The following is a 19,551-nucleotide window of genomic DNA, read 5'->3' as shown; positions in this document are numbered from 1 at the left end:
CCCAGCGCACAGCGACCTGCCAAACCGTCCTGGCTGACTGAAACCACAGTCACGCCTGTCCTACACTCGCCCACCATGAAACCCCCAACACGGCCCCGCTCAGCAGTCAAAGAGATCAGCCTGTTGTGGCAGAACTGGTGGCGAAAGCAAACGCCCAGCCGGCAAGACCGCTTTGCCTTCTTGGGGCCACTCACAGCGGTGATCATGTTTTTCGCCGCCATCAGCAGCGCGTTTTGGTACCTGCGCTATGAAGAGATGGAGCGCGAGCAAGAAAGCGTGCGCCGCGACGTCGAATCGGCCCAGCAACAACTGCGCTTGCGCCTGATCGAGCGGCAAGAGCAAATGATGCGTCTGGCGCGCGACGCGGCCAATGGCGACATGGGGGTGATCAGCTTCGCCGCCCAAGCCGAGGGCTTGGTGACCCAGTTTCCTGAGTTGTCCTCGGTCAGTTGGTTGGATGCGCGGCGGCGCGTTCGGTCAAGTTATTCGGCGCCCTCTTCGCAAAACTCTCACCACTACCACCAAGGCGAGGTGCTGCGCAACACCGACGCCGTCAACACCTTTCAATTGGCGCGCGAATTGCGCCGAACGATTTACTCCCCCCCGCTGGTCGATACCGGACAAAAAGCCCGCCCCGCCTTTGACCTTCAATTGCATGTGCCCATCTTCACCCAAGGTAATTTTGAGGGGGTGGTGATGGCCGAGTACAGCATCGACGGGCTGATCCGTTATGCGGTGCCTTCTGACATCACCGCTCGGCACGCCGTGTCGCTCATGGATGCCTCAGGGGTGGTGCTGGCGGGCCAAGCCATCAGTGCCCGGGTGCGCACCTCGCCGGTGATGCCGTGGACGGCTGAAGCCTATGAATTTTCGGTGCCCGTCTCACCCGTGGGCAACAGCTTGATCTTGCGTGCACAGGCCTATCGCACTTCACAAGGTCTGATTGGCAACGGCTTGTTTTGGTTGGTCGGAGCGCTGAGCGTGCTCACCGCCTGGATGCTGATTGGCAGTTGGCGGCACACCCGCCGACGCTTGCAAGCCCAACAGGCCTTGGTTTCCGAGACCAATTTCCGCCGCGCCATGGAAAACTCCATCCTCACCGGCATGCGGGCCATGGACTTGCAAGGCCAAATCACCTATGTGAACGCAGCGTTTTGTCAAATGACCGGCTGGAGCGAGCAAGAGCTGGTGGGTTTGAAGCCCCCCTTCCCTTACTGGCCCGAAGAAGACCGCGAAACCTTGACCTTGCGCTTGCAAGAGGAGTTGACAGGGCGCACCAGCCCCAGCGGCATACAGGTGCGGGTCATGCGCAAAGACCAGAGCTTGTTTGCCGCCCGGCTGTACGTTTCCCCCCTGGTGGATGCACGCGGCCAGCAAACCGGTTGGATGACATCGATGACCGACATCACCGAGCCCAACCGCATCCGCGACCAATTGGCTGCATCCTATGAACGCTTCACCACTGTGTTGGAAGCCTTGGACGCCTCCGTCTCAGTGGCCCCCTTGGGCAGCGAAGAACTGTTGTTTGCCAACGGCCAATACCGCTTGTGGTTTGGCAACCAGGCCAATGGCCATCTGCATCTGATCGCCCAGGCCGGCATGCCCGCGCAAGACACCGACATTGACAGCGGTGACATCGACTCCCTGGCTGGCTTGCCCACCATGGGCATCACCAATGCACCAAGTGAAAACGCCGAAATTTTCATCACCGACTTGGGCAAGTGGTTGGAGGTGCGCTCACGCTACCTCAACTGGGTCGATGGCCGCTTGGCGCAAATGGTGATTGCCACCGACATCACGCCACGCCGACAAGCCGAAGAACAAGCCGAGTTGCAAGCCGCCCGCGCCCAAAACGCCAGCCGCCTGATCACCATGGGCGAGATGGCCTCCAGCGTCGCGCATGAATTGAACCAACCGCTGACCGCCATCAACAACTATTGCAACGGCCTGGTGTCGCGCTTGAAGAGCGGTCACATCAACGAACCCGAGATGCTGGTGGCATTGGAGAAAACCGCACGCCAAGCCCAGCGTGCCGGTCAAATCATCCAGCGCATCCGGGCATTTGTGAAACGCAGTGAACCCAACCGCGTCCATGCCGATGTAGCCCCCATGGTGTTTGAGGCATTGGAGTTGGCCGAAATTGAGCTGCGCCGCCGCAACGTTCGCTTGAGCCGCTTCATCCCAGACGCTTTGCCCAAAGTGATGGTCGATGTGATTTTGATCGAGCAGGTGTTGATGAACTTGCTGAAAAATGCCGCCGAATCCATTGACCATGCCCAACGCCCCTCGGCCCACCGGCATGTGGAATTGCAAGTGGGCGTCAAGCGCATGGGTGAACAAGATGTGGTTGAGTTCTCTGTGACCGATACTGGACAAGGCTTGGCCCCACAGGTTTTGGAGCGATTGTTCGAAGCGTTCTACTCCACCAAGGCGGAGGGCATGGGCATTGGCTTGAACCTGTGCCGCAGCATCGTCGAGTCACACTTGGGTCGTATGCAAGCGGAGAACCTTTACAATGGAAGCGAAGTCATTGGATGTTGTTTTTCCTTTTGGCTTCCCGTGAGCAAGCCCGAATCTGAACCCCAAGCGCAACCCGCCCCCGACCCCGGAGTATCTGCATGAGTTTGATCCCCAAAAAAGGCACTGTTTATGTGGTCGATGACGATGAGGCCGTTCGCGACTCGCTGCAATGGTTGCTCGAAGGCAAAGATTACCGGGTGCGTTGCTTTGACTCTGCCGAAAGCTTTCTCAGCCGCTTTGACCCTCGCGAGGTGGCCTGCCTGATCGTTGACATCCGCATGGGTGGCATGACGGGCTTGGAACTGCAAGACCGCTTGATTGAACGCAAGTCGCCTTTGCCGGTGGTGTTCATCACCGGTCACGGCGATGTGCCCATGGCGGTGACCACGATGAAAAAAGGCGCGATGGATTTCATCCAAAAGCCTTTTGTCGAAGACGACTTGCTCAGCTTGGTCGAACGCATGCTCGAGCAGGCCAAGACCTCTTTCGCTGACTACCAGCATGCCGCCAGCCGCGACGCTTTGATGGCAAAACTCACTTCGCGCGAAGCCCAGGTGCTTGAGCGCATCGTGGCGGGCCGCTTGAACAAGCAAATTGCCGACGACTTGGGCATCAGCATCAAAACCGTGGAGGCACACCGCGCCAACATCATGGAAAAGCTCAATGCCAACACCGTGGCCGACCTGCTCAAAATTGCCTTGGGGCAAAGCCCCGTCAAAGCCTGAGACTGAGCACAGCCCTCCCCCAACCAACGCCCGTGTGATGCGGGCGTTTCACATTCAACACCGACATGTCAGCCCACATCATCGATGGCAACGCCTTGGCCCAACACTGGCGCGAACAAGTCGCCCGTGACTGCGTGGCCTTGCAAGCGCGTGGCGTGAAGCCCGGCTTGGCCGTGCTGCTGGTGGGCGACAACCCGGCCAGCCAAGTCTATGTGCGCAACAAAGTGAAGGCCTGCGAGCAAGCTGGTCTGCACTCGGTGCTCGAGCAGCTTCCCGCCGACTTGAGCGAGTCCGACTTGCTGGCGCGGGTCGAGGCTTTGAACCGCGACCCCTTGATCCACGGCATCTTGGTGCAACTGCCATTACCGGCCCACATTGATGCGCACAAAGTGATCGAAGCCATCGATCCGGCCAAAGATGTCGACGGCTTCCACGTCGCCAGTGCCGGCGCCTTGATGACCGGCATGCCCGGCTTTTGGCCCTGCACACCCCACGGCTGCATGAAGATGCTGGAGAGCATTGGCTATTCTTTGAGCGGCAAACATGCGGTGGTCATTGGTCGCAGCAACATCGTGGGCAAGCCCATGGCCTTGATGCTCTTGGCGCAAAACGCCACCGTGACCATTTGCCACAGCCGCACCGTCAACCTCAAAGCCATCACCTTGCAAGCCGATGTCATCGTCGCTGCGGTGGGCCAACGCAATACCGTGACGGCTGACATGGTCAAACCCGGCGCGGTGGTGATCGATGTGGGCATGAACCGCAACGAAGCCGGCAAGCTGTGCGGCGATGTCGACTTTGAAGCTGTTCGCCACATTGCTGGCCACATCACCCCCGTGCCCGGCGGCGTGGGGCCCATGACCATTGCCATGTTGCTGGTCAACACCTTGGAATCCGCCCGCCGCACCCTATCTGTTTAAAACCATGACCACCCACCACACCAACCCCCTGCTCGACTTTGCCGACCTGCCCTTGTTTGACGCGGTTCAACCCGAACACATCACCAGCGCGGTGGATGAATTGCTCGGCCATGCCGAAAAAGCTTTGGAGCAGGTGTGTGCCGAAGGTTTCCCCGCCCAATGGTCGGCCATGGCCCAGGTGTTGGATGTGGCCACCGAACGGCTGGGCCGCGCTTGGGGCGTGGTCGGCCATTTGCAAGCCGTGGCCGACACGCCCGAGTTGCGCTCCGCGTACAACGCCGCCCTGCCCCGGGTGACCGAGTTTTGGACCCGCATGGGCGCCAACGAAAGCCTGTACGCCCAATACAAGGCCATGGACCCAGCCACGCTCAACCCCGAGCAAACCAAAGCACGTGACAACGCGTTGCGCAACTTTGTGTTGTCGGGCGCCGAACTGAGTGGTGAGCCCAAAGCCCGCTTTGCCGCCATCCAAGAACGCCAAGCCGAATTGAGCCAAAAATTCAGTGAAAACGTGTTGGATGCCACCGACCAATGGACGCTTTTGGTGTCGCCTGCAGAGATGGCCGGCGTGCCTGAAGACGTGTGCAAAAGCACCCAAGCCGCCGCCCAAGCCCTGGGCCAAGAAGGGCATTTGTTGAACCTGAAGATGCCGTGCTATTTGCCCATCATGCAGTACGCCCAAAGCAGCCAGTTGCGCGAAAAACTCTACCGCGCCTACGTCACCCGGGCCTCTGACCAAGCCGGGAAACCCGAGCAAGACAACACCGCCTTGATCCAAGAAATCTTGGCTTTGCGCCAAGAAGAAGCCCACTTGTTGGGCTACGCCAATTTTGCCGAGGTGTCCTTGGCCAACAAAATGGCCACTTCACCAGAACACGTGGTGGCGTTTTTGCGCGACCTGGCCCAGCGCGCCCGCCCCAGTGCTGAGCGCGATGTGGCCGAAATGCGCAGCTTTGCCGCCGAGCATTTGGGATTGAAAGACCCCCAACCCTGGGACTGGACCTACATCGGCGAAAAGCTCAAAGAAGCGCGATACGCCTTCAGCGACCAAGACGTCAAGCCCTACTTCACCGCGCCCAAGGTCTTGGCCGGCTTGTTCAAAATTGTCGAGACCCTGTTCGAAGTCAGCATCCGTGCCGACACCGCGCCCACTTGGCACCCCGGCGTGGGCTTTTACCGCATCGAACGCGCTGGCCAGTTGATTGGCCAGTTTTACCTCGACCCGGGTGCGCGTGCGGGCAAACGCGGTGGCGCCTGGATGGACGATGTGCGCGCCCGTTGGCTGCGCCCAGACAACGGCCAGTTGCAAACGCCCATCGCCCATTTGGTGTGCAACTTTGCCGATGGCGTCGGAGGTCAACCGCCCTTGCTCAGCCATGACGATGTGATCACCCTGTTCCACGAATGCGGCCACGGCCTGCACCATTTGCTCACCCAGGTCAACGAGCGCGATGTCTCTGGCATCAGTGGCGTGGAGTGGGACGCGGTCGAATTGCCCAGCCAGTTCATGGAAAACTTTTGCTGGGAATGGTCGGTGCTGCGCCACATGACCGCCCATGTGGACACGGGCGAGCCCTTGCCACGCGCATTGTTTGACAAGATGCTGGCTGCGAAAAACTTTCAAAGTGGCTTGCAAACCCTGCGCCAAATCGAGTTCTCGTTGTTTGACATGCGCTTGCACACCGAAGGCGCGCGTGCACAAGACTTCATGCAGGTGTTGCAAGACGTTCGCGCCGAGGTGTCAGTGCTGACCGCGCCCCGTTGGGGTCGCACCCCGCACAGCTTCAGCCACATTTTTGCCGGTGGCTATGCGGCAGGTTATTACAGCTACAAATGGGCCGAGGTGTTATCGGCCGATGCCTACGCGGCCTTTGAAGAAACCGCTGGAGCCGATGGCGAACCCAGCGTGGAGACAGGGCGGCGTTATCGCCAAGAGATTTTGGAAGCCGGTGGAAGCCGACCTGCGATGACCTCGTTCAAAGCCTTTCGCGGCCGCGAACCCCAACTCGACGCCTTGCTCCGCCACCAGGGCATGGTGGCTTCGGTCCACTGAAAAACCGCCGTCTATCAGGCGTTCATCGCGCCAAGCGTTTGCCAACCATCAGGGCTTGGGTTGGCCTAGGCCAAATGCCTTGAGCGCACACACTGCGCCTTGTTGGGGCGGTCAACCTGCTCTCAGGCCGCCACCAAAAAGTCTTGGCTGATGCCCTTGCCCAATTCGTTGATCCGGTCGAGGAACTGGGTCAAAAATGTGTGCAATCCCGTGGCCAAAATTTCATCGATGCTGCTGTAGCGCAACTCGGCCAATAACTTTCCGGCTTTGCGCGCCGTGTCCACCGATTGGTCGTTGGCCACCGATGCCAGGTTGTGCACCACCTCGTTCAAGCAGGCATGCAAAGAGCGCGGCATGTCGGCGCGCAAAATCAGCAACTCAGCCACCCGCTCGGGCTTGATCACATCGCGGTAGACCTTGCGGTAAATTTCAAAGCCAGAGACGCTGCGCAAAATGGCGCTCCAGTGGTAGAAATCGTATTCCTGGTCTTTGCTGGTGGCCGATCCCCAAAAGTCGTTTTGCAGGGCATGGAACTTCACGTCCACCAAGCGCGCCGTGTTGTCACCCCGCTCCAAGAAGGTGCCCAGGCGCATGAACTGCAAGGCCTCGTCCATCAGCATGGTGCCCACCGTGACGCCACGCGAGAGGTGAGAGCGAAACTTCACCCATTCGAAAAACGCCCCGGGATCTTGCTCAAACTCACCAGCACGCAGCATGCGATTGATCTCCAACCAGGTTTGGTTTTGCGTCTCCCACACCTCGGTGGTCAGGGTACCGCGTACCGCACGGGCGTTTTCGCGCGCTGCCCGCAAGCACGACACAATGGACGAAGGGTTGCGTTCATCTTTGACCATGAAGCTCATCACCGATGCCGGTGTGATGGCGCCATACATCGCTTCAAAAGACGGCAGCAACTCGCTGATGGACAACAGGCCTTGCCAACCCAATTGGGCCGCTTGGTCAGACTGCGGCAACAACGCCGTTTGATAGCTGACGTCGAGCAAGCGGGCGGTGTTTTCGGCGCGCTCGGTGTAGCGCGACATCCAAAACAAGTGATCGGCGGTGCGGCTGAGCATGGTCAGACCTCCAAAATCCAAGTGTCCTTGGTGCCACCCCCTTGGGATGAATTGACCACCAATGAGTTTTCTTTCAAAGCCACCCGGGTCAAACCACCGGGCACCATTTGCACGCTGGTGCCACTCAGCACAAAGGGGCGCAGGTCAATGTGGCGCGGGGCAATGCCGCTGTCCACATAGGTCGGACAAGTGGACAAACTGAGCGTGGGTTGGGCGATGTAGCCCTCGGGTTTGGCCAGCAAAGCTTGACGAAATTGCGCGACCTCGGCTTTGCTGGCGGCCGGCCCCACCAACATGCCGTAGCCGCCTGCGCCATGCACCTCTTTGACCACCAACTCCTCCAGGTGGGCCAAGGTGTAGGCCAGGTCTTCGGGTTGGCGGCATTGGTAGGTGGGCACGTTGTTCAAGATGGGTTTTTCGCCCAAATAAAAGTCGATCATTTGCGGCACATACGGGTAGATGGACTTGTCATCGGCAATGCCCGTGCCCACCGCATTGCAAATCGCCACATGGCCGGCGCGGTAGGCCCCCATCAAGCCCGGGCACCCCAGGCTGGAGTCGGGGCGAAACACCGCCGGGTCCAAAAAGTCGTCGTCCACCCGGCGGTAAATCACGTCCACCCGTTTGGGGCCGCGGGTGGTGCGCATGTAAACAAAGTTGTCGCGCACAAACAAGTCTTGGCCTTCAACCAACTCCACGCCCATTTGCTGGGCCAAAAAGGCGTGTTCAAAGTAGGCGCTGTTGTACATGCCGGGGGTGAGCACCACCACCGTGGGATTGTCGGTGGTGGCCGGGCAACTCGCGCGCAAGGTCTCGAGCAGCAAATCGGGGTAGTGCGCCACCGGTGCCACCCGGTATTGGCTGAACAACTCAGGGAACAAGCGCATCATCATCTTGCGGTCCTCGAGCATATAGCTCACCCCGCTGGGCACGCGCAGGTTGTCTTCGAGCACGTAATACTCGCCCTCGCCTTGGGCATTGGGGGCACGCACGATGTCGATGCCGCTGATGTGCGAATACACCTGATTCGGCACATCCACCCCCATCATCTCGGGGCGAAACTGCGCGTTGTTCAAAATTTGTTCTTTGGGGATGATGCCCGCGCGCAAGATGTCTTGGCCGTGGTAGATGTCGTGGATGAAGCGGTTCAAAGCACTCACCCGCTGCGCCAAGCCTTTTTGCATTTGCCCCCATTCGTGCGCGGGGATGATGCGCGGGATCAAGTCGAAGGGAATCAAGCGTTCGGTGCCCGCACCTTCCTCGTCTTTGGCGCCATACACGGCAAAGGTGATGCCCACACGGCGAAAAATCATCTCTGCCTGGGCCCGCCGCGCTTGCATGGTCGCGTCGCTTTGGCGGTCTAACCAAGCACGGTAGGCGCGGTAATGCGCTCGCAAGCCTTGCGCCCCGTCGGCCGGGATGGGCAAGCGCTCGTACATCTCATCAAAGCTGTGCATGGCATTCTCCTGGAATGTATTTAGCAAGTTAAATGCCATCTATCTGTCAAACACGCACCTTTTCAGCGCACGCGCTTGGCGCATGTTTTGCTAGACCTCTGGCATGACCATCCATGCGGCCCTCAGCCACATCACCCACTACCAATACGACCGCTGGGTTCAGTTGGGGCCCCAGGTGGTGCGCTTGCGCCCGGCCCCCCACTGCCGCAGCCGCGTCTTGTCTTATTCATTGCGGGTGGAACCCCAAGCGCATTTCATCAACTGGCAGCAAGACCCGTTTGCCAACCACCTGGCCCGGTTGGTGTTTCCGGCCAAAACCCAAAGCTTCAAAGTCACCGTCGACCTGGTGGTCGAGATGGCGGTCTACAACCCCTTCGATTTCTTTCTAGAACCCAGCGCAGAACATTTCCCCTTCACGTACGAACCGGCCCTGGTGCTGTCGCTGGCGCCCTACTTGAACACCCTGCCTGGCACACCCAAGCTCAAGGCGTATTACAAAAAACTCGACCGTTCGCGTGCTCGCAGCATGGACTTTTTGGTGCGCACCAACCAACAAGTTCACCAAGACATCCGCTACCTCATCCGCATGGAGCCCGGGGTACAAACCCCTGAGCAAACCTTGCAATTGGGCAGCGGCTCCTGCCGTGATAGCGCCTGGCTGCTGGTTCAGTTGCTGCGCCGCAGTGGCTTGGCAGCGCGCTTTGTGTCGGGTTACTTGATCCAACTCGCGCCCGATATGAAAGCACTGGACGGCCCCAGCGGCACCGAAGTGGATTTCACCGACTTGCACGCTTGGTGCGAGGTGTTCTTGCCGGGCGCGGGATGGATTGGGCTGGACCCCACCTCTGGCCTGCTGGCGGGTGAAGGGCACATCCCGCTGGCCTGCACGCCAGAACCCTCGGACGCAGCCCCGATTGAAGGCCTGATGGACGAGGCAGAGGTGCGCTTTGAGCACCACATGCAGGTCACCCGTTTGCTGGAAACGCCCCGGGTGACCAAACCCTACACCGATGCGCAATGGGAATCCATTTTGTCCCTGGGTGAGAGCGTGGATGCACGTTTGCGCGCCAGCGATGTGCGTTTGACCATGGGTGGCGAGCCGACTTTTGTCGCGATGGACAACCGCGATGCACCAGAATGGAACACGGACGCCCTCGGACCCACCAAAAGAGGGCTGGCCACCGAATTGGTGCACAAACTGCGCGCCCGTTACGGCCAAGGTGGGTTTTTGCATTTCGGACAAGGCAAGTGGTACCCGGGTGAACAGCTCCCCCGCTGGGCCTTGGGCATCCACTGGCGCACCGACGGCAAGCCGTGTTGGCGCAACCCGGATTTGTTTGCCGATGAGCGCCAAGACCACCGCCTGGGACCGGATGACGCCAAGCGCTTTGTCACCGCATTGGCCGAAAACCTGTCGCTGAATCCCGCGTTCATCACGCCTAGCTTTGAAGACACCTGGTACCACCTGTGGCGCGAGCGCCGATTGCCGGTCAATGTCGACCCCTTTGATGCCCGCTTAGACGACGAGATGGAACGCGTGCGATTGCGCCGCGTTTTCTCCCAAGGCCTGACCCACACCGTGGGCTATGTGCTGCCGCTGTCGCCCAACGCACGGGAGGGTGGCGGGTGGCAAACCGGCCCCTGGTTTTTGCGCGATGAACGCATGTACCTGGTGCCGGGCGACTCACCCATGGGTTATCGGCTGCCGCTGGATTCCTTGCCCTGGGTGGACCCCAAAGACCGCCCGGTCATCTTCGAGTTGGATACCTTTGCGCCCCGCGCAGACCTGCCCCACAGCCCCATCCCGCGCCACCAAGACCGGGTGGCGCCACGCCACCCCTGGACTGCGGTACCCAAGCCACCAGAAGCAGACACACCAGCGCCATCGGCTTTTGAATCGTCCCATTGGCTGACCCGAACGGCCTTGTGCGTGGAGACCCGCGACCCGGCCCGGGCCCATGGGGCCGCCAGCGAGACCGCATCGCTGGACGCGGGACAACTTGGCGTGGGCGTGTTGTATGTGTTCATGCCGCCTTTGCAACGCTTGGAGGACTACCTCAATTTGCTCAGCGCCATCGAGGCCACCGCCGAAACGCTGCAAATGCCCTTGGTCCTCGAGGGCTACCCGCCACCCCGTGACCCGCGTTTGAAAGTGCTGCAAGTCACCCCCGACCCTGGCGTCATCGAAGTCAACGTCCACCCCGTTCAGCGCTGGAGCGAATTGGTCGACAACACCGAGTTCTTGTACCAAGCCGCGTTTGAAACCCGCTTGAGCGCCGAAAAGTTCATGACCGATGGCCGCCACACGGGCACGGGTGGGGGCAACCACATCGTGCTGGGCGGCGCCACCGCCGCCGACAGCCCGTTTTTGCGCCGCCCCGAACTGCTGGCCAGTTTGTTGCTTTACTGGCACAACCACCCGTCCTTGAGCTATTTGTTCAGTGGCTTGTTCATTGGCCCCACCAGCCAAGCGCCACGGGTGGATGAGGCGCGCAACGACCAGTTGTATGAGTTGGAAATCGCTTTGCGCGAAATCCAGCGCAACCGCCAAGTGCATGGGGCCCAGATGCCGCCGTGGCTGGTGGACAGAACCTTGCGCAACATCTTGATCGATGTCACCGGCAACACCCACCGCAGCGAGTTTTGCATCGACAAACTCTATTCGCCCGACGGCCACACCGGCCGCTTAGGCCTGCTGGAGTTGCGCGCATTTGAAATGCCGCCTCACGCGCGCATGAGCGTGGTGCAGCAGTTGCTGCTGCGGGCTTTGGTGGCGCGCTTTTGGGACAACCCCTACCAAGCGCCTGTGACGCGCTGGGGCACCGAACTGCACGATCGTTTTTTGCTGCCGTATTTTGTGCAACACGATTTTTCAGATGTGCTCACTGAAATGGGCCAAGCTGGTTTTCACTTTGACCCGGCGTGGTTCGCCCCGCACCACGAATTCCGTTTTCCCTTGGTCGGCAACTTGGAGACCCAAGGCCTGCGCCTGGAGTTGCGCACGGCCCTGGAACCCTGGCATGTGATGGGCGAAGAAGGCAGTGGCGGCGGCACCGTGCGCTATGTGGATGCGTCCTTGGAACGCTTGCAACTGCACGTGCAAAACCTCAATACCAGCCGCTACACCGTGACCGTGAATGGCCGCGCCCTGCCCTTGCAACCCACCGGCACCGTGGGCGAATTTGTGGCCGGGGTGCGCTTTCGTGCCTGGGCCCCCGCGGCCTCATTGCACCCCACCATCGGTGTGCATGGCCCCTTGACCTTTGACATCATTGACACCTGGATGAACCGCTCCATTGGTGGTTGTCAATACCATGTCTCGCACCCCGGCGGTCGCAGCTACGACCATTTGCCGGTCAACGCCTACGAAGCCGAGAGCCGGCGCTTGTCGCGCTTTTTCCGCGTCGGCCACACGCCGGGCTGGCTGAAGATACCGCCCCCCAACATGCAACTGGTGGGCAGCCGCGAATTCCCCTTCACCTTGGATCTGCGCCGATGAGCGCCGCGCCTGGGGTGAGACAATGCCAGCCCTATGGAAGCCCCTGATTCGCCCCTTCAGGCAGCCTTGCTGCCCAGCTTGAGCCCGCAGGCCATGGCTTTGCGCATGGCCCCGCGCGCGCCCAGCGGGCATTTCGACGAATGGCGCGGCCTCACCACCCCAACCAGCACAGCGGCGCCAGCCGAGGACCCTTTGTCGCCGCCGTGGTCGCAGTTCATGGACCATTTGGGCAACGAGGGCTTCTCTGACCTCGATCGCCGCACCCAAACCCTGGCGCGCCAAATCCGTGACAACGGCGTGTCCTACAACGTGTACGCCGACAACAGTGGGCCGCAGCGGCCTTGGTCACTGGACTTGTTCCCCCTGTTGATCACCCCCCAAAGTTGGCAACGCATCCAAACCGGTGTGCACCAACGGGTGCGCTTGCTCAACGCCATCATGGGCGATGTGTACGGCCCGCAATCGGTGTTGCGCTCTGGTTTGTTGCCCCCGGCCCTGGTCCAAGGCCATCCCGGGTATTTGCGCGCCATGCATGGCGCGCATCCCGCCCAGAAAACCCATTTGCATGTGGCCGCCTTTGACCTGTCGCGCGGGCCCGATGGTTTGTGGTGGGTGGTTTCGCAGCGCCTGCAAGCGCCCTCGGGCCTGGGCTATCTGCTGGAAAACCGCTTATCGATTTCGCGTTTGTTCCCGCAAGCCTTTGAGACCATGCAGGTGCAGCGCTTGGCCAGCACCTACCAAGCCTGGATGGAAGGCTTGCGGCGCATGAGCCCGGCCGGTGCCAACGCACACGTGGCTTTGCTCACCCCCGGCCCCTACAACGAGACCTATTTCGAACACGCCTATTTGGCGCGCTATTTGGGCATCAGCTTGGTCCAAGGCAGTGACTTGACGGTGCGCGACCAACGCCTGTACCTCAACACCTTGCGCGGTTTGCAACCGGTGCACGTGCTGCTCAAGCGGGTGGATGACGCCTGGTTGGACCCGTTGGAGCTGCGCGCCGACTCCACCTTGGGCGTGCCCGGTTTGTTGCAAGCGGTTCGCGCCGGGCATGTGTTGATGGCCAATGCACCTGGCAGTGCATTTTTGGAGTCACCGGCCTTGCTGGGCTTTTTGCCCGCGCTGTCGGAGAAGTTGCTGGGCGAGGCCTTGCAATTGCCCAGCCTGCCCACCTGGTGGTGTGGCGAAGGCGCCGCGATGCAGCAAGCCCTGCCACGTTTGGGCGAGAGCGTGCTCAAGCCCACCTACCCGGGCTCGGACATCCATGCCCATTTCGAGCCCGTGCGCGGCAGCGCTTTGGACCAGCGCGAACGCGATGAATGGGCCGGGCGCATCTTGCGCGAAGGGGGTGACCACACCTTGCAGTCCGCCCTGCCATTGGCCCATTTGCCCACCTGGCAAAGCGACAACCAGCGCCAGCGCATGGTCACCCGACCCTACATGCTGCGCGTGTTTGCCTTGAGCGATGGGCCCCAGTCTTGGCGCGTCTTGCCCGGCGGCTTGACCCGCTTGGCCCCCGATGACCAAGGCATGGCATCGATGCAGCGTGGCGGCAGCAGTGCTGACACCTGGGTGCTCAGCGACGGCCCGGTCGACCGCACCACCTTGCTGCAACCGGGGGCCGGACTGCCCGTTTTGCCACAGGCCAAGCGCTTGGTCACCAGCCGCGCCGGGTCCAATTTATTTTGGTTGGGTCGCTACACCGAGCGCGCAGAAAACAGCTTGCGCTTGGTGCGTTTGGCGCTGGAGGCCTTGAACGGCGAAGACCGCTTTTGTGCCCCCATGCTGCAATGGTTGTCGGTCATGGCCGAACAACATTCGCTGCTGCCCGCAGGCACGCCCACGGCCTTGCAAGCGCGGCGGGTGTTTGAGCGCTCGCTGATCGCCAGCCTGTGCCAGCCCGAACACGCCGCCAGCTTGGGCTTTAACCTGCGTTCGATCACCATCGCCGCGTCCGCTGTGCGCGAACGCCTCTCGCATGAGCAGTGGAGCCTGACGGTGCGCGCCGAGCGCGAGTTTTTTGACCGGTCCAAAGAGTTTGTGCACGCGGGCGAATACTCCACGGTGGATGCCTTGCGGGTGCTGGAGGCCACCAGCGCCCACCTGGCGGCCATGACCGGTGCCCAAACCGACCGCATGACGCGCGACGATGGGTGGCGCTTGCTGGCCATTGGGCGACAAATTGAGCGCCTGGGCTTTTTGACCTCGGCCTTGACCCATGGCTTTGAAACCCAATCGGTGCACGAGATCGCGGGCTTTGAGACCATGCTGGCCTTGTTTGACAGCACCATCACCTTTCATGCGCAGTACCAACAACAGCGCGAAGTGCCCGCCCTGCTGGAATTGCTGGTGCTCGACCGCGAGAACCCACGCTCTTTGAGCTGGGTGGCGCAAACCCTCAGGGGTCGCTTGTCCAAATTGGCCGGTGCCGCGCCCCTGGAGAAAGACAGCTTGGCCCAGCGGGTCATCGACCCCGACACCTGGCAGCTCTCCGATTGGTGGGCCCAAGGCCAAGTGCTTCCAGCTTGGAGCGACTTTTTGCAATCGTGCAGCCAATGCGCTTGGCGCTTGTCCGAAGACGTGAGCTTGCGTTATTTTTCCCACACCGATGAAGCTGGCCGCAGCTTGGGCGCCTGATGCAATTGACCGTCATCCACGAAACCAGTTACGACTACACGCCGGTGGTCGAGACCGCCCACCACATGGCCTGCTTACAGCCCATCCACACCGACCACCAAACCCGCCTGTCGCATAAACTCGACATTCACCCCGCACCCGCCCAATGCAGCGAACACCAAGATGTGTTTGGCAACCACAAGGTGTTTTTCAATGTGCTCGCACCGCACGAAACCTTGCGCGTCACCGCCACCACCCAGGTGTTGACCACGCCAGCGGCTGAACTCGCGGCCAGCGCCCCTTGGGAATTGGTGCGCGAGGCCATGGCATTCAACGCCGGCAAGCCGCACCAAGCCGCGAGTGAATTTGTGTTTGCCTCACCCCATGTGCAACCGCACCCCGATTTTTCGGCCTATGCCTTGCCCAGTTTCAGCCGGGGCGCCGATTTGATGCAAGCTGCGCAGGCCTTGATGCAGCGCATGCACCGCGAGTTCACCTACGCCAGCCAAAGCACCGAGATCAACACCCCCGCACTGGAGGCCTTGCACCAGCGCCAAGGGGTGTGCCAAGACTTTGCCCACATCTTTATCGCGTGTTTGCGCAGCCTGGGTCTGCCAGCGCGTTATGTCAGTGGCTACCTGTTGACCCAACCGCCGCCGGGCAAACCGCGATTGATTGGCAGTGACGCGTCGCACGCCTGGGCCTCGGTGTATTTGTTGGATCCCAAAGGCCAAGGCCTGGGCTGGTACGACCTGGACCCGACCAACAACCGCTGTGGCTTGGGCACCCCGGGGGAAGACTACGTCACCTTGGCGGTGGGCCGCGACTACGCCGACATCTCACCCATGCGCGGTGTGATCCAAGGCGGCAACAGCCACCAACTGAAAGTGGCGGTGACGGTGATGCCCAGCCACGAAACCGCTGCGGCTCAATAAGTCAGGGTCTTCACGCCCGCTGGCGTGCCCAGCAAACACACGTTGGCTTTTTGGTGGGCAAACACACCCACCGTCACCACGCCCGGCCACTGGCTGACCTGGTCCTCAAAGGCCAAGGGGTCGGTGATCGACAAGCCGCGCACATCCAAAATGTGTTGGCCGTTGTCGGTGACCAAAGCTTCCCCATTGCGCAAGCGCAGACTCGCTTGGCCGCCCAGCTGGGCAAAGCGCCGCACCAAGCTGGCCGCGGCCATCGGGATCACCTCCACCGGCAAGGGAAAAGCGCCCAAGGTCTGCACCCGCTTGCTTTCGTCGGCAATGCAGACAAAACGCTGGGCCATGGCAGCGACAATTTTTTCCCGCGTCAGCGCAGCGCCCCCGCCTTTGACCATGAAGCCGTGGCCGTCAATTTCATCCGCCCCGTCGATGTACACCGACAAGCCTTCAACGGCTTGGGCGTCCAGCACCCGAATGCCGACCGCCTGCAAGCGCTGGGTCGAGGCTTCTGAGCTCGACACCGCGCCCGGTATGGCGTCGCGCATGCTGGCCAGCGCATCGATGAAGTGATTCACCGTTGACCCGGTGCCCACCCCCAAGACCTGGCCCGGCACCACATAAGCCAGTGCGGCCCGACCCACCAAGGCCTTCAATTCATCTTGGCTCAAAGGGGATGCCGGTGGCTGGGTGTGCATGGGTGAAAATCCTGTCTTTGTATCGATGCCTGGGATTATCCATGTCGCTCTTGCCTTATGCCTTTGCCCGCCCCTTGTTGTTCGCCATGGATGCCGAGGCTGCGCACGACCTCACGCTGGCGGGGCTGGAGCGCAGCCAAAACACGCCACTGCAATGGGGCTTTTGCCAAAGCCGGGTTGATGACCCGGTGAACTTGGCCGGCCTGCAGTTCCCCAACCGCGTGGGCCTGGCCGCTGGCTTGGACAAAAATGCCCGCTGCATCGATGCCTTTGCCGCCATGGGCTTTGGCTTTGTCGAGGTCGGCACCGTCACCCCGCTGGGCCAACCCGGCAACCCCAAGCCACGCATGTTTCGCTTGACCCAATCCCAGGCCTTGATCAACCGGTTGGGATTTAACAATGAAGGCCTGGCGGCATTTATCAACCATGTGCAGCGCGCCCGTTGTCGACAAAGCGGGGCCCATTCCCCCATGGTGCTGGGCCTGAACATCGGCAAGAACGCCATCACCCCCATTGAGCGCGCGGTGGACGACTACCTCACCTGCCTGGACGGTGTGTACCCGCATGCCGACTATGTGACCGTCAACATCTCCAGCCCCAACACGCAAAACCTGCGCAGCTTGCAAAGCGATGAGGCGTTGGAGGGTTTGATCGGTCACCTCACCGAACGAAGCGCCTTGTTGGCCCAGCGCCACGGCAAAGCCATTCCCTTGTTCATCAAGATCGCCCCCGATTTGGACAGCGATCAAGTGGCGGTGATCGCCGCCACCTTGCTGCGCCATGGCGGCAGCGGAAAAAGCACCACCTGGGGGGTGATCGCCAGCAACACCACCCTGGACCGTCAAGCGGTGCAAGGCCAAATGCATGCCAACGAAGCCGGTGGTTTGTCGGGTAGCCCCGTGTTGGCCAAAAGCAATGCGGTGATCCGTCAATTGCGTGATCAGCTGGGTGCGGGATTTCCCATCATTGGGGTGGGCGGCATTTTGAGCGGTGCTGACGCCGTGGCCAAAGTGAAAGCCGGTGCCGATGTGGTGCAAATCTACACCGGGCTGATTTACCGCGGCCCCGAGTTGATCACCGAGGTGGCCCAAGCCCTGCGGGCAACTGGGCGTTGAAAGGTTTGGTTTGTCAAACGGGGCCGCTGAGCTGGGTCAAAACCAGACGAGCCTCACCGCAAAAACCGCGCTGAGCTGAGATGCTCAACTGAGAAACAACGCACGCGGGCTGCTGCCTGCCGAGGCTTCGAGGCTGGCGAGCTTGCGACAGAAAAAATTCCAGGAATGCTCGATGTGCACGGGGGTCATCACTTGCGCATGGCGGCGTGCGCGCGTGGCCTCGGTGGGCATGCTTCGCGCAAAGCCAGCGGCCATGCCGGCCAGGTGTGCACGCGCTGCTTTTTCCAGGAACACGCCCACACAGGTGGCATGTTCGATCGAGGTGCCGCAAAAGGTGATGCCATGGTTGGCCATGAGCACCGCAAAATGTTCTCCCAGGGCACTGGCCAGGGCGTCGCCGTCTTCCACCGCTGTGAGAAGGGCTGCCTCGGTGGCGTCGCGCGGCAGGTGGGCAAAGTAATCGGCGTCGAGTGTGAACGGCAGCAAAGGCTCGCCCGAGGCAGAGAGCACGCTGGCATGAAAGGCATGGGTGTGGGCCACGACATGCACATCGGGCCTGCGCAAAAGGATTTGCGAATGGATGGGCCATTCCGAATGCCGCCCGCCCCCGCCTTCCAGTTTTTCACCCTGAAAGCTCACCAGGATGAAGTCCTTGGGGCCCAGCACCTCGCCCAAGCCAATGCGGTTGCGTTTGAGCCAGAAACCGCGCCCATCGGGGTCGCGCAGGGACACATGGCCCAGCGTCATGTCGCCATGCCCTTCCATCTCCAAGATGCGGCAGGCCTGGGCCAGTTGCAGCAAAAATTTTTCTGTGTTGGCCATCATTGACTCAAGGACGAGGAGTTGCCTGCGGCGCATCCGACGGCGCGTCGGTCGGCTGGATACCGATGGTCTGGAAGGTCCGCGCCGAAGTGACTTGCGCTTGCGCCAAGGTGGCGGCAAATTGTTCTGGCGTGCCCGCCATGGTTTCTAAAAAACCCTGCTGTGCAAAGCTTTGAAAGGATGCGCTTGAGAGGGCTTTGTTCAGTTCCATGTTGAGCCGGGCCACAACGGCTGCGGGCGTTTTGGCCGGTGCATACAGGCCCCAAAAGGTGCCCAGGTTGGGGTCGCTGTTGGACTCGCCCAGGCTGGCGGTGCTGGGAAATGCGGCTGCGCGTCGGTTGCCGGTGACAGCGATCAGCTTGACCTTGCCCGCCTCAGCCGCCGGCTTGGCGATCGCCAGGCTGCTGTATGCCAAGTTGACCTCACCCGAGATCACCGCCAAGAAGGACGGACCGGCCCCCTTGTAGGGCACGGCCATCATCTGCACACCGGCTTGTCGGGTGATCCAAGCGTAGTAAATCGCCGGCAAGCTGCCGGGTCCCCAAGTCGCAAAGCTCACCGTGCCTGGTTTGGCGCGCGCCAGGGCCAGCACCTCGGCCAGGTTGTTGGCGGGCAGCGTGGGCGAGGCCACGATCACGTCATTGGGGGTGCGCACCACGCCGCCAATGGGCACAAAGTCACCTTTGGGGTCATAGGGCAGCTTGCTGAAAAGCAGCGGATTGAACACCAGGCTCTGGTTATCGGTCAGGCACAAGGTGTAGCCGTCGGCTGGCGCGCGCGCACAGGCCGTCATGCCAATCAGGGTGCCCGCGCCAGGGCGGTTCTCCACCACCACCTGCTGGCCCAGCGATTCAGACATCAGGCGACCCAAGTTGCGGGCCAACAGATCGGTCAGGCCACCAGGAGAAGTGGAGGCGATGATGCGGATGGACTTGGCAGGAAAGGGGTCGGTTTGCGCCAGGGCTGACTGGGACAGCAGCGATGCGGCAAGCAGTGGGAAGAGAAGGCTTTTCAGCACTTTGCGCAATGTCAATTCATGCATTTGAAATCCAATATGGCACGGACGATGTGCCGCTCAACCCAACGAAATGGCCTGGCTGGGTTCAGCCAAGGCCAAACTG

The 19,551-nt window shown here is 61.0% G+C and carries 13 protein-coding genes; 8 read left to right on the top strand and 5 right to left on the bottom strand.

Annotation, left to right across the window (positions count from 1 at the left end):
* Positions 1 to 75: 75 nt before the first annotated feature.
* The 4 genes from AC8GFZ_RS01165 (at position 76) to AC8GFZ_RS01150 (ending at position 6,218) form a co-directional block, all read left to right on the top strand.
* A complete protein-coding gene (locus AC8GFZ_RS01165) occupies positions 76 to 2,622 on the top strand; it encodes a PAS domain-containing sensor histidine kinase (RefSeq protein ID WP_506641512.1) in 2,547 nt (848 codons plus the stop codon).
* Positions 2,619 to 3,245, top strand: a complete 627-nt coding sequence (locus AC8GFZ_RS01160; protein ID WP_506641510.1) for a response regulator transcription factor — start codon at positions 2,619 to 2,621, stop codon at positions 3,243 to 3,245. The genes AC8GFZ_RS01165 and AC8GFZ_RS01160 overlap by 4 nt, the downstream gene beginning before the upstream one ends.
* A gap of 65 nt (positions 3,246 to 3,310) precedes the next feature.
* Complete coding sequence (gene folD / locus AC8GFZ_RS01155; RefSeq protein ID WP_506641508.1) at positions 3,311 to 4,165, top strand: bifunctional methylenetetrahydrofolate dehydrogenase/methenyltetrahydrofolate cyclohydrolase FolD; 855 nt, start codon at positions 3,311 to 3,313, stop codon at positions 4,163 to 4,165.
* Between the two features lie 4 nt (positions 4,166 to 4,169).
* Entirely contained in the window at positions 4,170 to 6,218 is a 2,049-nt protein-coding gene (locus tag AC8GFZ_RS01150) for a M3 family metallopeptidase (protein WP_506641506.1), read from the top strand.
* Positions 6,219 to 6,340: 122 nt separating this feature from the next.
* Here the strand turns inward: AC8GFZ_RS01150 and AC8GFZ_RS01145 are convergent, their stop codons facing one another.
* Both AC8GFZ_RS01145 and AC8GFZ_RS01140 read right to left on the bottom strand, forming a co-directional pair.
* Positions 6,341 to 7,294 (bottom strand): alpha-E domain-containing protein, encoded by a 954-nt coding sequence (locus AC8GFZ_RS01145; protein WP_506641504.1) that lies wholly within the window; start codon positions 7,292 to 7,294, stop codon positions 6,341 to 6,343.
* 2 nt (positions 7,295 to 7,296) lie between these two features.
* Positions 7,297 to 8,751 carry a circularly permuted type 2 ATP-grasp protein gene (locus AC8GFZ_RS01140; protein WP_506641502.1) on the bottom strand — a complete coding sequence of 485 codons (1,455 nt, stop codon included), beginning with the start codon at positions 8,749 to 8,751 and terminating at the stop codon, positions 7,297 to 7,299.
* A gap of 103 nt (positions 8,752 to 8,854) precedes the next feature.
* Between AC8GFZ_RS01140 and AC8GFZ_RS01135 the strand changes: the two genes are divergently transcribed.
* The 3 genes from AC8GFZ_RS01135 to AC8GFZ_RS01125 are packed head-to-tail and all read left to right on the top strand — an operon-like array spanning position 8,855 to position 15,801.
* Complete coding sequence (locus tag AC8GFZ_RS01135; protein ID WP_506641500.1) at positions 8,855 to 12,250, top strand: transglutaminase family protein; 3,396 nt, start codon at positions 8,855 to 8,857, stop codon at positions 12,248 to 12,250.
* Between the two features lie 33 nt (positions 12,251 to 12,283).
* A complete protein-coding gene (locus AC8GFZ_RS01130) occupies positions 12,284 to 14,887 on the top strand; it encodes a circularly permuted type 2 ATP-grasp protein (protein WP_506641498.1) in 2,604 nt (867 codons plus the stop codon).
* Positions 14,887 to 15,801 (top strand): transglutaminase family protein, encoded by a 915-nt coding sequence (locus tag AC8GFZ_RS01125; RefSeq protein ID WP_506641496.1) that lies wholly within the window; start codon positions 14,887 to 14,889, stop codon positions 15,799 to 15,801. The genes AC8GFZ_RS01130 and AC8GFZ_RS01125 overlap by 1 nt, the downstream gene beginning before the upstream one ends.
* On the opposite strand, the gene rpiA is transcribed toward AC8GFZ_RS01125, so the two are convergent.
* Complete coding sequence (gene rpiA / locus AC8GFZ_RS01120; RefSeq protein WP_506641494.1) at positions 15,795 to 16,493, bottom strand: ribose-5-phosphate isomerase RpiA; 699 nt, start codon at positions 16,491 to 16,493, stop codon at positions 15,795 to 15,797. The genes AC8GFZ_RS01125 and rpiA overlap by 7 nt on opposite strands.
* Before the next feature lie 41 nt (positions 16,494 to 16,534).
* On the opposite strand from rpiA, the gene AC8GFZ_RS01115 reads away from it, so the two are divergent.
* The gene (locus AC8GFZ_RS01115) at positions 16,535 to 17,608 is read left to right on the top strand and encodes a quinone-dependent dihydroorotate dehydrogenase (protein ID WP_506641492.1); all 1,074 of its coding nucleotides are present in this window, start codon (positions 16,535 to 16,537) and stop codon (positions 17,606 to 17,608) included.
* Positions 17,609 to 17,692: 84 nt separating this feature from the next.
* Here AC8GFZ_RS01115 and AC8GFZ_RS01110 read toward each other — a convergent pair whose 3' ends face one another.
* Both AC8GFZ_RS01110 and AC8GFZ_RS01105 read right to left on the bottom strand, forming a co-directional pair.
* Positions 17,693 to 18,430: a class II aldolase/adducin family protein gene (locus AC8GFZ_RS01110; protein WP_506641490.1), complete on the bottom strand. Its 738-nt coding sequence runs from the start codon at positions 18,428 to 18,430 to the stop codon at positions 17,693 to 17,695.
* A gap of 7 nt (positions 18,431 to 18,437) precedes the next feature.
* Positions 18,438 to 19,472, bottom strand: a complete 1,035-nt coding sequence (locus AC8GFZ_RS01105) for a Bug family tripartite tricarboxylate transporter substrate binding protein (RefSeq protein WP_506641488.1) — start codon at positions 19,470 to 19,472, stop codon at positions 18,438 to 18,440.
* Positions 19,473 to 19,551 lie beyond the last annotated feature (79 nt).

It is taken from the genome of Limnohabitans rimovensis (SeqCode) (genome assembly GCF_965234775.1).
GTDB lineage: Bacteria > Pseudomonadota > Gammaproteobacteria > Burkholderiales > Burkholderiaceae_C > Limnohabitans > Limnohabitans rimovensis.
The sequence above is the reverse complement of the archived record's forward strand: the minus strand, read 5'-3'. Positions and strand labels throughout refer to the sequence as shown.